We start from the raw sequence: 13,509 nt of genomic DNA, 5'->3' as shown, positions 1-13,509 counted from the left end.
TAAATCTAGTTATACTTTTATAGATTGGATTATTGCATTCTCTGTCATAGTCATTATTTCTTCAAACGAATAATCCTTTACAGCCATTGGTTTGTGAATAATAAATTCTAAACTACTTCCTAAACCCATAGGAAATGCTCCAAATTTAACCATTTTCCATGAATTATTAATACTAATTGGTACAACATGTGCAGAGGGCGCATATTTACACAATATTTTGAGGCCACTTTCGGCAAATTTTTTAGGTTCTCCTGTTTTGCTTCTGGTTCCTTCTGGGAAAATTACTGCTGATCGTTTGTTTGCTTCAATGTATTTTGACAATTGCGCAATAGTCGAAATGGCTTGTTTTGGGTCTTTTCTATCTATAAGTACCGATCCGCCATGGCGTAAATTATAGGAAACGCTAGGAACTCCGCTGCCTAATTCTTTTTTACTCACAAATTTAGGATGAAATGCTCTTAGAAACCAAATTATGCCTATAATATCATATAGGCTTTGGTGGTTAGAAACAAATATGATAGGCACTCCTTTTGGAATGATTTCTCTGTTTTTGATGGTGTAAGTTGAGCCAAGGATATGACCTACTTTTAGGAGGCAAAAATTTAAATAATCGACACTTTTCTTGTGTGTTTGATAACCAAAAATATTAAAGCATACCCATTGAATAGGATGAAAAACCAATAGGCATACTAAGAAAAGGGTATATGCAATAAGGGAAATAGGATAAGATATTAATTTTTCCATTTTATTAGAAATTTTTAGCAAAGATATTTTTTTAAATAAAAAAAACCACGTCGAAACGTGGTTAAATTTATTGGTTTTAATTAGCAAAATTCTGCGTAAGCATCTTTTAAATTTTCGGCAATTAGTTCTGCTGGGCGGCCTTCTATATGATGGCGTTCTAGCATGTGAACCAATTCTCCGTCTTTAAATAAAGCCATGCAAGGTGATGATGGAGGAAATGGAAACATGTGCTTACGGGCTGCTTCTACGGCATCTTTATCGACACCTGCAAAAACGGCAATTAACTGATTTGGTTTTTTTGCTCCGTCTAAACTCATTTTTACTCCTGGGCGCGCATTTCTTGCCGCACAACCACATACTGAATTTATTACCACAAGTGTAGTTCCTTCTTTGGCCAAAGCCATGTCTACTGCTTGGGCATTATATAAATCTTGAAAACCTGCCTCTGATAGTTCAGTACGCATTGGTTTTACCATTTCTTCTGGATACATAATTTTTGTATTAAAAATGTTATTGATTTGCAAAGTTACAAAGTTTGTAAGGAAGTAATAGAGAAGTTAATAGTTTTTTAACTATCGCCTTCAAAGTTTTATAATGATCTATTTTTTACTACTAATTCGCTAATTTTTAAAAATTTGCTAATCGGTATCAATTTACTTCAATAAAATTGGCAAAACATCAGTAATTTTGTCTAATGTTCTAAAATTTGGATGTTCTACTTTGTGACTTATTTTTTCGTGTTCCCAAGTGGTATAAAAAGGAACATGAACCGCATAACCACCAATTCCTAATACGGGTAAAACATCGCTTTTTAAGGAATTTCCTATCATAAAAAACTCCTCAGCATTTATTTCTAAACGGGTTAGTAATTTCTGATAATTAACTTCCTGCTTGTCGGCCATGACTTCGATATGGTGAAAATAATGTCCCAAACCCGAACGATGCAATTTGCTTTGTTGGTCTTTTAAGTCGCCTTTTGTAGCTACGATAAGTTTATATTTTCCGCTTAAAGCTTGTAAGGTTTCTTCAACACCCTCAAGTAATTCGATAGGTTTTTGTATTAATTCTTTGCCGTATTCGATAATTTTCTCGATAATTTCTATCGAAATAGTATTGTTAGAAATTTTCATTGCCGATTCAAGCATCGAAAGAATATATCCTTTTATGCCGTAACCATATAAATCTAAATTCTCGATTTGGGTTTTAAACAATTCTTGAGATAATCCTTGGTGCGACAAATAATCTGCCATCAAAGCACAAAATTTGTGTTCCGTTTCCTGAAAATACGGTTCATTAACGAATAAGGTATCGTCGGCATCGAAAGCGATTACTTTTAGGTTCATGATTTATTTATTTTAACCCTCTCATGGTTTGGAAGCCTGAGAGGGTTTTAAGTCTTAATTTATTCCTTCTCCATTCCCAACTCCAGCAACATCAGGATTTACAAAAGCTAGTTTCCCGTCTGGCAAATTGGTCATCAAAATCATACCTTGACTTTCTACACCACGCAAAGCTCTTGGCGCTAGATTTACTAAAACCGTGACTTGTTTTCCTATGATTTCTTCTGGCGAAAAGCTTTCGGCAATTCCTGAAACAATTGTGCGAACATCGATTCCAGTATCTACTTTTAAAACTAACAATTTGTTGGCTTTTGGCATTTTTTCGGCTTCGATAATGGTTCCTACACGCAAATCCATTTTAGCAAAATCATCGTATTGAATGAGTTCTTTTTGTGGTTCTGCTTTTTTGTTTTCGGCAATATTAGCCGTTTTTGTAGCTTCCAATTTGTCTATTTGTTTTTGTATTTGTTCGTCTTCTATTTGTGCAAATAATATTTCGCCTTCGCCAATTTTGTGTCCAGCAAGAATCAAATCAGAATTTGTTGTTACATCATTCCAACTTAATTTAGCATCAATTTTCAGCATTTTGTTTAATTTCTCAGCCGTAAACGGCAGGAAAGGTTCACACAAAACACGCAACGCCGTAGCAATTTGCAACGCCACATACATTTGCGTTTTTACACGTTCTGGATCGGTTTTTACCATTTTCCAAGGTTCTTCGTCTGCTAGATATTTGTTTCCTAATCGGGCTACATTCATTAATTCGCCCAAAGCTTCACGAAAACGGTATCTTTCTATCGAACTAGAAATTACAGCAGGATAGGCTTTCAATTCGGTTAAAGTGGTTTCATCTACTTCCGAAAATTTGTTAGGAGTTGGCACAACGCCTTCGTAATATTTATTGGTTAAAACCACTACACGATTGATGAAGTTCCCAAAAATGGCAGCCAATTCGTTATTATTTCTCGCCTGAAAATCTTTCCAAGTAAAATCGTTGTCTTTACTTTCTGGAGCATTGGCGGTAAGCGCATAACGCAAAACATCTTGCTGGTTTGGGAAATCTTCTAGGTATTCGTGCAACCAAACCGCCCAGTTTTTAGACGTTGATAATTTATTTCCTTCTAAATTCAGGAACTCATTAGCAGGAACATTGTCTGGCAAAATATAACTTCCTTCCGCTTTTAGCATGGCAGGAAAAATAATACAGTGAAAAACAATATTGTCTTTTCCTATAAAATGCACCAACTTTGTATCGTCTTTTTTCCAGTAATCTTCCCAGTTTTTTCCTTCTCTAGCTGCCCATTCTTTGGTGGCAGAAATATAACCAATAGGCGCATCAAACCAAACATATAATTTTTTTCCTTCGGCACCAGCCACAGGAACGTCGATTCCCCAGTCTAAATCGCGAGTTACGGCACGAGGTTCTAATCCGCCATCGATCCAAGATTTTACTTGACCGTACACATTGGGTTTCCAATCACTTTTGTGCCCTTCAAGAATCCATTTCGTTAGAAAATCCGAATATCTGTCTAAAGGCAAAAACCAGTGTTTTGTCGATTTCATAATGGGTGTTTCGCCAGTAATAGTCGATTTCGGATTAATTAAATCTGTAGCATTTAAGGTCGAACCACATTTTTCGCATTGGTCGCCATACGCTTCTTCGTTGCCACATTTAGGGCAAGTTCCCACCACAAAACGATCGGCAAGAAACTGATCGGCTTTGGCATCATACAATTGCTCCGTCACTTCTTCTATAAAATCGCCTTTGTCATACAATTTCTTAAAAAATTCCGAAGCGGTATCATGGTGAATTTTAGCCGAAGTTCTCGAATAATTATCGAAAGAAATTCCGAAATCGACAAACGATTTGCGGATAATTCCGTCATATTTATCAATCACTTCCTGAGGTGTAATGCCTTCTTTTTTGGCTTTCATCGAGATGGCAACACCGTGTTCGTCGCTTCCGCACATAAACGCCACGTCTTTTCCTTGCAAACGTAAATAGCGCGAATAAATGTCTGAAGGCACGTAAACACCCGCCAAATGCCCAATGTGAATAGGTCCGTTTGTATAAGGCAAAGCTGCCGTAATCGTATATCTTTTAGGATTCTGAATCATAATCAATTAAAAATTAAAAATTACGAATTAAAAATAATAATTCGCCATTGTAAAATGATTGCAAAAATAAGTTTTTTAGGAGCTAATCCCGCTATTCGTTTCAATCTTTTTTTCGGCGAAAAGCCTCAAAAAAGGATTTTCACTGCTATCGGGGCTAGGGCATTCCGTTTCAATTCAAAAATATGTGTCATCCGCATGCCAATAAATAAATAACTTTTATACATTTTGTTTACAGCCTTATTTATTTTTATTATTTTTTTAATATAAATTCATTCATGTTTAACTATATTTGCTAAACTAAATATAAACTATTACTAATCATGTCTATTAAAATAATTTTAATGTCATTGTATGCATCGCTAGGTTTGGTTAAGCAACAAGTGGTTAAGACATTTGGTCGTGATACCTCCGTTGTGGATAAAGAGGTTGTGGATGTAATTTTGTCAAATTCTTCCAATAAGAAAAAATTAATTGAAAGATTAAATCAGAATAACAACTCTTCAGTTGAAATAAAAATTGAGGGTAACAACTTTTCATTTATTACTACTGATTAAGCAATATGGAAATAGCATTAAACTCTTTTATACTTTTTTTGCTGTTTATATTTCCTGGAATTGTATTTAGAAGATTCTATTATGTCGGAGAGTTTTCAAAACAGTTTAGTTCAAGTAACTGGATAAATACTTTGTATATTAGTTTAGTACCAGGATTGGTAATTCAAATAATTTCTTATTTCACATTTGTAAATTTGATTTACAGAAAACCAATTCTTAATAATTATAGCTTTATAAACACGGTCTACACTAAATTGAAATCCAATTCTTTACCCAAAGAGTTCTTTAATTTTGAATTGTTATGCTGGGTATTTGCCTACCTAATTGTTGCAATTTTTATTTCTTTTATAATTGCACAATTTTGTTGGATAGTTGTAAGAAATTTAGATTTAGACAAAAAATTTTCACCTTTAAGATTTAATAATTATTGGCACTATTATTTGAGTGGAGAATCTTTAAAGTTTAAAGACTTTAGAGGAATACTACCAAATCAGAAAGTTTTGTTAACCGAGGCTGATGTATTAATTGATGTAGGAAATGAAGGAACAAAACTTTATAAAGGTTTTTTAAGACAGCATACTATTTGTAAAAACACAGGAGATTTAAAAGCAATTTATTTGACTGATGTTAGAAGATTTAAAAGAGAATTGCCACCCAATAATATTAAAGATGTACCTGGACATATTATGATTATTCCAGCTGAAAAAATTGTAAATATTAATCTAACATATATTACAAGAGCTGAAAAAATTATCAATTATTCTACTTTATTTTTATCGATTTTAAATTTATCAATATTATTATTTTTAATGTTTAATCCGTCAAGCATAATTCTAAAAAACACTACTGTTTTTGGAGATATAGTTGGAAGGTTTTGGTTATTTCTAGGATGGATATTAATAGCAACAATGTTTGATACTTTTGTTAATTCAAAAAAACACGAAGATGTTGTTTCTATAAGATTTGGGCTTTTATTTTTCTTGTTAATTATCTGCGCAATTATCTATTTTTATTTTTACCGATAATTAAAATTTGCTTATATTATTTCAAAATGAAAAAAGCATTCTTACTATTTTTACTTTTCACCATTTCAAACAGTCATTCCCAAACCAAAATGATAACACCACCGTATTTAAAAAAAGGCGATACTATTGCTATTGTTGCTACCGCACGTAAAAACATCGATGATAATTTAAAATTCGCCAAAGATTTACTCACCAGTTGGGGATTAAACGTAAAAATTGGAAGTACCATAGGACTCGATTTAAACCAATTGGCAGGAACCGACGCCCAACGTGCAGCCGATTTTCAAAACCAAATGGACAACCAAAACATAAAAGCCATTTGGTGTGTTCGTGGGGGTTACGGAACCGTGCGAATGATAGATTTGTTAGATTTTAAAAAATTTAAAGAAAATCCAAAATGGATTATTGGTTTTAGCGATGTCACGGTTTTGCACAACCATCTCAATACGATGGGTTATAAATCTATTCACGGGATAATGCCTGTAAGCTCTAAAGCTACCCAAGAAGCTAAAGAGAGTTTGCGAATTGCCCTTTTTGGAGAGCGTTTGGAATATGAAATAGATTCGCATTTTATGAATAAACCCGGAAAAGCTTCGGGAGAATTAGTAGGCGGAAACTTGTCTATTCTATATAGTTTGTTAGGGTCTAAATCGGCAATAAATTGCGATGATAAAATCCTTTTTATGGAAGATCTCGACGAATATTTGTACCATATAGATAGAATGATGATAAACCTGCAACGCAATGGTTGTCTAGAAAGTATTAAAGGAATAATCGTGGGCGGCATGACAAAAATGAAAGATAACGATATTCCTTGGGGAAAAAACGCACTACAAATCATAGATGAGGTAACTAAAAAATACAATATTCCTACTATTTACGAATTTCCCGCAGGGCATATTCAAGACAATAGGGCGCTAGTTATGGGAAATAAAGTTTCTATGAGTGTAAATAATGAATGTAGTACAGTGGTTTTTGAATAATTTAAGGTAAAGTTGTCATTTCGACGAAGGAGAAATCTCATCAAATTGTTTGCATTATGAGATTTCTCCTTCGTCGAAATGACAAAAGGAATAATAATTATGGCAGAACACAATGATCTCGGAAAATTTGGCGAAGACCTTTCGGTCGAATTTCTTCAAAAAAAAGGCTATTCTATTCTAGAAACCAATTGGACTTTCCAGAAAGCGGAAATAGATATTATTGCTCAAAAAGAAAATATTTTAGTGATTGTTGAAGTAAAAACACGTTCGTCAATAGATTTTGGTTCGCCTCAAGACTTTGTAAAACCTGCTAAAATTCAGCTTTTAGTAAAAGCAGTTAATGAATATGTGATTTCGAACGATTTAGATTTAGAAATTCGTTTCGATATTATTGCGGTTTACAAAGAAAGAAAAGAGTTTAAAATCGAACATTTTGAAGATGCTTTTTATCATTTCTAATTAAGGCGCAGGATTTGGAATTAATTCCTGAATCTTATTAATTTTTGATAAAACAGCATCGGTTAGCATGACATCGAAAGCATTAATATTTTCTTCTAATTGGTCTATACTTGTTGCGCCTATTATTGTTGAAGTTACAAATTGCTGATGATTTACAAATGCAAGTGCTAATTCAGTTACTGTTAGTCCCAAATCTTGTGCTAAATCTTGATATAATTTTGTTGCCTTGTAGCAGTTTTCGTTAGTATATCTAGTAAAATTTGGGAATAATTCAAGACGAGAATTGGTTCGAATGCCATTTAAATGTTTGCCTGTTAAAAACCCGAAACCTAAAGGAGAATAGGCTAATAATCCTATATTTTCTCGCATGCAAATTTCAGACAAACCTACTTCGAACAAACGATTTAATAAAGAATATGGGTTTTGTATTGTAGCAATTTTTGGTAAATTATGTTTCTCACTTTGCATCAAAAAGCGCATAACTCCCCAAGGATTTTCGTTAGAAACCCCAAGGTGTTTTATCTTTCCTTCTTTTATTAATTCATCAAAAACGGTTAAAATATCAAAAATAGAATCTTTCCATTGTTCGTCTATTTTAGAAAGTCCACGCTGTCCAAACATATTCATGATACGTTCTGGCCAATGCATTTGGTACAAATCGATATAATCTGTTTGTAAATTTTTTAAACTTAAATTAACGGCCTGATGAATGCTTTTTTTAGAAAAATTTAATGGCTGACGAATGTAAGCCATACCACGATTAGGGCCAGCAATTTTTGTCGCTAAAACTATATTTTCTCTTTTACTTTGACCAATTTTTTGAATCCAAGAACCAATAAAACGTTCGGTACTTCCAAAAATGTGTTCGTTTCCTCCAATTGGATACATTTCGGCAGTATCTATAAAATTGATTCCTTTTTCGATAGCGAAATCTAATTGCGAATGGGCTTCGACTTCGGTATTTTGATTGCCAAAAGTCATGGTGCCAAGGCAAATAGTACTAACTTTTAAATTTGTGTTTGGTAGTGTGTTGTATTTCATGTTTTTAAGGCGTGAGGTGCAAAGGTATAAAGGTTTTTTTGAAAAGGAGCTGAGGTTTTGAGATACAAATTTTTTTAAAGGAAAAAAAGGCTCTAAGAAAATCTTAGAGCCTAGAATCTTTGTGTTTTAGGGCTTATATGTCATTTAACATTTTAGAGATTTCATCTAATTTTGGAGTCAAAATAATTTCGATTCTTCTGTTTTTTGCTTTTCCTTCTGGTGTGTCATTGCTCATAAGTGGCGAGAATTCTCCACGACCAGCTGCGGTTAGGTTTTGCTTATTTACTTTAGGGTTTTCGCCTAAAATATTTACAATAGATGTTGCTCTTTTTGTAGATAAATCCCAGTTGTTTTCTATTTGACCAACTGCTCCTGCAAATTTATCATTATCGGTATGGCCTTCTATTAGGATAGAGATGTCTGGATTATCGCCCAAAACTTTAGCTACGGCAACCACTGCTTTTTTACCTTCGGTACCCACAGCCCAACTGCCAGATTCGAAAAGCAATTTGTTTTCCATAGAAACATATACTTTTCCGTCTTTTTGTTGTACGGTAAGTCCTTTTCCTTCAAATGCTTTTAGCGATTTAGATAAAGTTTCTTTTAGTTTTTTCATCGACGCTTCTTTGGCTGCAATTAGCGCTTCTAATTCGTTTACCCTGTCAGAGCGGTCTTTTAAGTCTCCGCTTAATTTTGCTAAACGTCCTTTTTCGGCAGCAAGAGCTTTTTCCTTAGCTTCTAGTTGTGCTAATAAATCACGATTTTTGTCCATGTTTGCTTTTAGAGATTCGTCGCTATTTTTCTCTAAGGCGTTGTAGGAACTTTGTAATGTTTTTAGGTTGTTGCTTGATGCAGCATAGTCGGCAGCGAGTTTATCTCTTTCTGCTTTTAGCTTGTCGAGTTCTGTTTTTAGTGTTGCATTGTCTAATTGAAACTGGTTTTTAGTTGTTTTTAAAGTTTCATTTTCATCAGAAAGAGCATTGCGTTCTTTTTTTAGTTCGGCAAATTTTGTTTCTAAATCGGCAAATATTTTTTTAGAAACGCATGAGGTTGTTAGGCTTAGTACTAATAATCCTAGGGAAATTTTTTTTATCATTATTTTAAATTTATTTAAATTATTGTTTGTTTTTTAGTAGCGCACAGGTTTTATAAATCTTAATTTTTTATCATTCTACTTCTACTAAAACGGGACAATGGTCAGAATGTTTTGCATCAGGTAAAATAATGGCTCTTTTTATTCTTTCTTTGAGTGTTTCGCTAACTAAATTGTAATCGATGCGCCAGCCTTTGTTGTTGCCACGAGCACCAGCTCTGTAACTCCACCAAGAGTAGTGGTGGGGTTCTTTGTTAAAATGGCGAAAACTATCTACAAAACCAGATTTAATAAAAGCATCTAGCCAGGCACGTTCTTCGGGCAAAAAACCTGATGTTTTGGCGTTTTGTGTCGGGTTATGAATGTCTATCGCTTCATGGCAAATGTTATAATCGCCACAAATAATAAGGTTTGGGATTTTAGTTTTTAGATTGTTTATATAGTTCTGAAAATCATCCATAAACATAAATTTATGGTCTAATCTTTCGATATTTGTTCCGGAAGGCAAATACAAACTCATGATGGAAAGGTCATCAAAATCTACTCTAATATTTCGTCCTTCAAAATCCATGTGGTCTATTTCTGTGCCAAAAACTATATTTTTGGGTTCGGTTTTGCAAAGAATGGCTACGCCACTGTATCCTTTTTTTTGTGCCGAAAAATAGTATTGATACGGATACCCTGCTGCTGTAATAGCATCGGTAGGAATTTGATCTTGGGTGGCTTTTATTTCCTGAAGGCAAATAACATCAGGGTTTGCGGCTTGTAACCAATCGATAAATCCTTTGGTAATGGCTGCTCGAATTCCGTTTACATTGTAGGAAATTATTTTCATTGAAATGGGAGTCTTTTTTATCAAAAGTATAGAAAAAATAGGCAATTTTAAAAATAAATTTTATTTACTTTTAAAGTCTTTATAATCAACGATTTTTATTTAATCATAATTAGGGGTGTGCAGATTAAGATGAAAGTTTTTCTTAAAATTAGACAAGTTTTGTTATCTTTGCTTTTCGCCAAAAATTCAGAGATAAATGGGTTTAGTTACCGCTAAAGAAGTTGCAAAAGCAATAAATACCGACAAATATGGAGTTTTGGGAACTTTCTCAGGATGGTTACTCATGAAGGCACTTAAGATATCGACGCTTAATGAAATTTATGACAAAAATAAGCATTTGTCTGAGTTAGAATTCTTGAATGCTATATTAGATGAGTTTCAAATTAAGTTCGAAATTCCAGAAGAAGACCTCAAACGTTTGCCTAAAGAGGGTGCCTATATTACGGTTTCCAATCATCCTCTTGGGGGTATTGATGGTATTTTATTATTAAAATTAATGCTCGAAAGAGAACCTAATTTTAAGATCATTGCTAATTTTTTACTTCATAGGATAGAGCCTATGAAGCCTTATATTATGCCTGTAAATCCTTTTGAGGATCATAAAGACGCAAAATCGAGTGTGATAGGAATTAAGGAAACACTTCGTCATCTAAGAGACGGAAAACCATTGGGAATGTTTCCTGCGGGCGAAGTTTCTACTTATAAGGACGGCAAAATAATGGTAGATAAGCCATGGGAAGAAGGCGCTATCAAAGTAATTAGAAAAGCCCAAGTTCCTGTAGTTCCTATTTATTTTCATGCAAAAAACAGTCGCTTTTTTTACTTTTTATCTAAAATTAGCAGCACGCTTCGTACCGCAAAACTCCCTTCGGAGTTGCTAACACAGAAGGATCGTGTAATTAAAGTTCGTATAGGAAAACCAATTTCTGTAGCAGAGCAAAACGAGCATGAAACAATCGAGGCCTATTCGGAATTTTTGCGCAAAAAAACATATATGCTGGCTAATGCTTTCGAAAAGGAAAGTAAGCTGCTCACAGTGCCTAGTTTAAAATTGCCAAAAAACCCAAAAGAGATTGTTACAGGCGCCAATTTAGAAAAAATGATTGTCGAGATTGATCATCTTCGCAAAAATGATGACCGACTATTGCAAAGTAAAAATTATGAAGTGTTCTTTGCAAAAGCAGATGATATTCCTAATGTTTTGCACGAAATAGGTCGTTTGCGTGAGATTACTTTTAGAGAAGTGGGAGAAGGTACAAATGAATCGATAGATATTGATTCGTTTGACAAACATTACCACCATCTCTTTTTATGGGACTCAGAAGCCAAAGTAGTTGCAGGCGCTTACAGAATGGGATTAGGATCAGAAATATTTGCAAAATATGGAATAGATGGGTTTTATCTTCAAGATTTGTTTCGTTTCGAACCAGAATTATATGATATGATGAGCAAGTCTATCGAAATGGGTAGGGCATTTATTATTAAAGAATACCAGCAAAAACCAATGCCATTGTTCCTGCTCTGGAAAGGGATTGTGCATACTACTTTACGTCATCCAGAGCATAAATTCTTAATAGGTGGGGTAAGCATAAGTAATCAGTTTTCAGATTTCTCTAAATCGCTCATGATCGAGTTTATGAAATCTAATTATTATGACCCTTATGTGGCACAATATATTCATCCCAAAAAAGAGTATAAAGTAAAACTAAAAGATGCCGATAAGGATTTTATTTTTAATGAAGCTGAAGCCGATTTGGTTAAATTTGATAAATTATTAGACGAACTAGAGCCAGGTAGTTTGCGCTTGCCAGTTTTAATAAAAAAATACATCAAACAAAATGCAAAAGTAGTTGCCTTTAATGTAGATCCTTTGTTTAATAACGCTGTAGATGGATTAATGTATATTAGAATTGCAGATATTCCCGAAAGTACTATGAAGCCTGTTATGGAAGAATTTCAGGCAGAATTAGAAAGGAAATTAGCAGAAAAAGGGGAGTGCTAGGATTAAAACAAAAAAGGCGAGAATATTAATTTTCTCGCCTTTTTTGTTTTATACCAATTTAGCTTTAAAAATACTGGAATATTTATTGAGGATGTTGTCATTCCGAGGAACGAGGAATCTCATAATTTGAATAACTTGATGAGATTCCTCGTTCCTCGGAATGACAAACTGTATGTTTTTTTATCCCAGTAAATTTAAACTTTAAATGGTATTACTTGCTTGAATAGGTTTAATAAAAACCCTCATGACTTTTAGTTAGATAGAAAATGCCTTTAATTCCCGTTATTGTGTTGTAATCCTTCGGTTAGACCAAAATATTTTTTTCTTATTTTTTGTACAATAACTTGGGCTAACTTCTCTTTACTTTCTATAGTCCAGCCTGCAATATGGGGAGATAGTAAAACGTTTTGTGCTTGTAGCAAATACTCGAAAGCAGCTGGTTTTTGTTCTTCAAATAAGTTTTCGAAAGATAGTTTTTCGTATTCTAAAACATCGAGTCCTGCGCCTATTATTTTTTTAGACTGTAAAGCAGTAACTAAATCGTGAGTTACTACATTATTGCCACGTGAGGTATTTATTAGCCAGAAAGGTTTTGCAAAAGCAGTAATAAAATGGGTATTAACCATTTTATCGGTTTGGGGAGTCCACGGAATGTGAAGACTTACCACATCTGCTTTTTGTTGTAGTTCCTGTAAAGTTACTTGTTTGGCATTGCTGTCGGCTATATTTTCGAGTATGTCATAGCATAAAACTTGTGTATCGAAGCCTCGAAGTTTTTTGGCAAATGATTTTCCCATGTTTCCGTAACCTATAATTCCTATGGTTTTTCCGTCGAGTTCGTGCCCACGATTTGCTTCTCGGTTCCAGTGTCCGGAGCGAATTTCTTTGTTGGCTTTGTTGAGGTTGTTCATTAGCGAAAGCAGCATGCCTAGTGTGTGCTCTGCTACTGCATTGCTATTGCCTTCGGGTGCTGCAATGAGTTGTATTCCTTTTGTGAGTGCATAATCGCAATTGATGCTTTCGAGTCCTGCACCTACTCGGGCTATAAATTGTAAATTAGTGGCTTTGTCGAGAAATGTTTTGTCTATTTTGAATCGGCTGCGAATCACGATGCCTTGATAGTCCTGAATTTTTGTCTCGATTTCTTCTTTTGAAGAGTTGTAATCTTCGTGATTTATAAATCCTGCTTCTTGCAATTGCGCCATAAGTAATGGGTGGTTGCTGTCGAGGTGGAGTATTTTTATGTTTTGTGGGTTCATTTTATTTTTTTTTGAAGCACGGAGTTCACAAAGTATGGCACAAAGTACACAAGGTA

The 13,509-nt window shown here is 34.1% G+C and carries 13 protein-coding genes; 5 read left to right on the top strand and 8 right to left on the bottom strand.

All coding sequences use genetic code 11. The features are described 5' to 3' along the window. Nucleotides 1-9: 9 nt before the first annotated feature. From B0A57_RS10710 to metG, 4 genes are all read right to left on the bottom strand, one after another. On the bottom strand, nucleotides 10-744 hold the full coding sequence (locus tag B0A57_RS10710; RefSeq protein ID WP_034097178.1) for a lysophospholipid acyltransferase family protein: 735 nt from the start codon (nucleotides 742-744) through the stop codon (nucleotides 10-12). Between the two features lie 80 nt (nucleotides 745-824). Further along, entirely contained in the window at nucleotides 825-1,235 is a 411-nt protein-coding gene (locus B0A57_RS10705; protein ID WP_034097157.1) for a BrxA/BrxB family bacilliredoxin, read from the bottom strand. A 162-nt stretch (nucleotides 1,236-1,397) separates the two neighbouring features. Next, nucleotides 1,398-2,087, bottom strand: coding sequence for an HAD family hydrolase (locus B0A57_RS10700; protein WP_034097160.1), 690 nt, complete (start codon nucleotides 2,085-2,087; stop codon nucleotides 1,398-1,400). A 54-nt stretch (nucleotides 2,088-2,141) separates the two neighbouring features. Next, a complete protein-coding gene (gene metG, locus B0A57_RS10695) occupies nucleotides 2,142-4,202 on the bottom strand; it encodes a methionine--tRNA ligase (protein WP_034097163.1) in 2,061 nt (686 codons plus the stop codon). Nucleotides 4,203-4,522: 320 nt separating this feature from the next. Here metG and B0A57_RS10690 point away from each other — a divergent pair, with 320 nt between their 5' ends. The 4 genes from B0A57_RS10690 (at nucleotide 4,523) to B0A57_RS10675 (ending at nucleotide 7,223) form a co-directional block, all read left to right on the top strand. Further along, nucleotides 4,523-4,756 carry a hypothetical protein gene (locus B0A57_RS10690; RefSeq protein WP_034097166.1) on the top strand — a complete coding sequence of 78 codons (234 nt, stop codon included), beginning with the start codon at nucleotides 4,523-4,525 and terminating at the stop codon, nucleotides 4,754-4,756. A 440-nt stretch (nucleotides 4,757-5,196) separates the two neighbouring features. After that, the gene (locus tag B0A57_RS12255) at nucleotides 5,197-5,781 is read left to right on the top strand and encodes a hypothetical protein (RefSeq protein WP_165765254.1); all 585 of its coding nucleotides are present in this window, start codon (nucleotides 5,197-5,199) and stop codon (nucleotides 5,779-5,781) included. A 26-nt stretch (nucleotides 5,782-5,807) separates the two neighbouring features. After that, complete coding sequence (locus tag B0A57_RS10680) at nucleotides 5,808-6,764, top strand: S66 peptidase family protein (RefSeq protein ID WP_034097170.1); 957 nt, start codon at nucleotides 5,808-5,810, stop codon at nucleotides 6,762-6,764. A gap of 99 nt (nucleotides 6,765-6,863) precedes the next feature. Further along, nucleotides 6,864-7,223, top strand: a complete 360-nt coding sequence (locus B0A57_RS10675; protein WP_016361979.1) for a YraN family protein — start codon at nucleotides 6,864-6,866, stop codon at nucleotides 7,221-7,223. Here the strand turns inward: B0A57_RS10675 and B0A57_RS10670 are convergent, their stop codons facing one another. The 3 genes from B0A57_RS10670 to B0A57_RS10660 form a co-directional block, all read right to left on the bottom strand. Continuing rightward, nucleotides 7,224-8,264: an aldo/keto reductase gene (locus B0A57_RS10670; protein ID WP_034097173.1), complete on the bottom strand. Its 1,041-nt coding sequence runs from the start codon at nucleotides 8,262-8,264 to the stop codon at nucleotides 7,224-7,226. A 133-nt stretch (nucleotides 8,265-8,397) separates the two neighbouring features. Beyond that, nucleotides 8,398-9,360, bottom strand: coding sequence for an OmpA family protein (locus B0A57_RS10665; RefSeq protein ID WP_011962242.1), 963 nt, complete (start codon nucleotides 9,358-9,360; stop codon nucleotides 8,398-8,400). A 70-nt stretch (nucleotides 9,361-9,430) separates the two neighbouring features. After that, nucleotides 9,431-10,192: an exodeoxyribonuclease III gene (locus B0A57_RS10660; RefSeq protein WP_011962243.1), complete on the bottom strand. Its 762-nt coding sequence runs from the start codon at nucleotides 10,190-10,192 to the stop codon at nucleotides 9,431-9,433. A gap of 196 nt (nucleotides 10,193-10,388) precedes the next feature. Here B0A57_RS10660 and B0A57_RS10655 point away from each other — a divergent pair, with 196 nt between their 5' ends. Then, nucleotides 10,389-12,194 (top strand): GNAT family N-acyltransferase, encoded by a 1,806-nt coding sequence (locus B0A57_RS10655; RefSeq protein ID WP_011962244.1) that lies wholly within the window; start codon nucleotides 10,389-10,391, stop codon nucleotides 12,192-12,194. Between the two features lie 272 nt (nucleotides 12,195-12,466). Here the strand turns inward: B0A57_RS10655 and B0A57_RS10650 are convergent, their stop codons facing one another. Further along, nucleotides 12,467-13,453: a 2-hydroxyacid dehydrogenase gene (locus B0A57_RS10650; RefSeq protein WP_011962245.1), complete on the bottom strand. Its 987-nt coding sequence runs from the start codon at nucleotides 13,451-13,453 to the stop codon at nucleotides 12,467-12,469. Nucleotides 13,454-13,509: the final 56 nt, after the last annotated feature.

Source organism: Flavobacterium psychrophilum DSM 3660 = ATCC 49418, assembly GCF_002217405.1.
Classification (GTDB): Bacteria; Bacteroidota; Bacteroidia; order Flavobacteriales; family Flavobacteriaceae; genus Flavobacterium; species Flavobacterium psychrophilum.
Note: the sequence above shows the minus strand (reverse complement) of the source record. Positions and strands in the feature narration are given on the sequence as shown.

Excerpts from the sequence above, each read along its gene's own strand:
- B0A57_RS10710 (WP_034097178.1), bottom strand. The coding sequence starts at position 744 with ATGGAAAAATTAATATCTTATCCTATTTCCCTTATTGCATATACCCTT.
- B0A57_RS10705 (WP_034097157.1), bottom strand. The coding sequence starts at position 1,235 with ATGTATCCAGAAGAAATGGTAAAACCAATGCGTACTGAACTATCAGAG.
- B0A57_RS10700 (WP_034097160.1), bottom strand. The coding sequence starts at position 2,087 with ATGAACCTAAAAGTAATCGCTTTCGATGCCGACGATACCTTATTCGTT.
- metG (WP_034097163.1), bottom strand. The coding sequence starts at position 4,202 with ATGATTCAGAATCCTAAAAGATATACGATTACGGCAGCTTTGCCTTAT.
- B0A57_RS10690 (WP_034097166.1), top strand. The coding sequence starts at position 4,523 with ATGTCTATTAAAATAATTTTAATGTCATTGTATGCATCGCTAGGTTTG.
- B0A57_RS10680 (WP_034097170.1), top strand. The coding sequence starts at position 5,808 with ATGAAAAAAGCATTCTTACTATTTTTACTTTTCACCATTTCAAACAGT.
- B0A57_RS10675 (WP_016361979.1), top strand. The coding sequence starts at position 6,864 with ATGGCAGAACACAATGATCTCGGAAAATTTGGCGAAGACCTTTCGGTC.
- B0A57_RS10670 (WP_034097173.1), bottom strand. The coding sequence starts at position 8,264 with ATGAAATACAACACACTACCAAACACAAATTTAAAAGTTAGTACTATT.
- B0A57_RS10665 (WP_011962242.1), bottom strand. The coding sequence starts at position 9,360 with ATGATAAAAAAAATTTCCCTAGGATTATTAGTACTAAGCCTAACAACC.
- B0A57_RS10660 (WP_011962243.1), bottom strand. The coding sequence starts at position 10,192 with ATGAAAATAATTTCCTACAATGTAAACGGAATTCGAGCAGCCATTACC.
- B0A57_RS10655 (WP_011962244.1), top strand. The coding sequence starts at position 10,389 with ATGGGTTTAGTTACCGCTAAAGAAGTTGCAAAAGCAATAAATACCGAC.
- B0A57_RS10650 (WP_011962245.1), bottom strand. The coding sequence starts at position 13,453 with ATGAACCCACAAAACATAAAAATACTCCACCTCGACAGCAACCACCCA.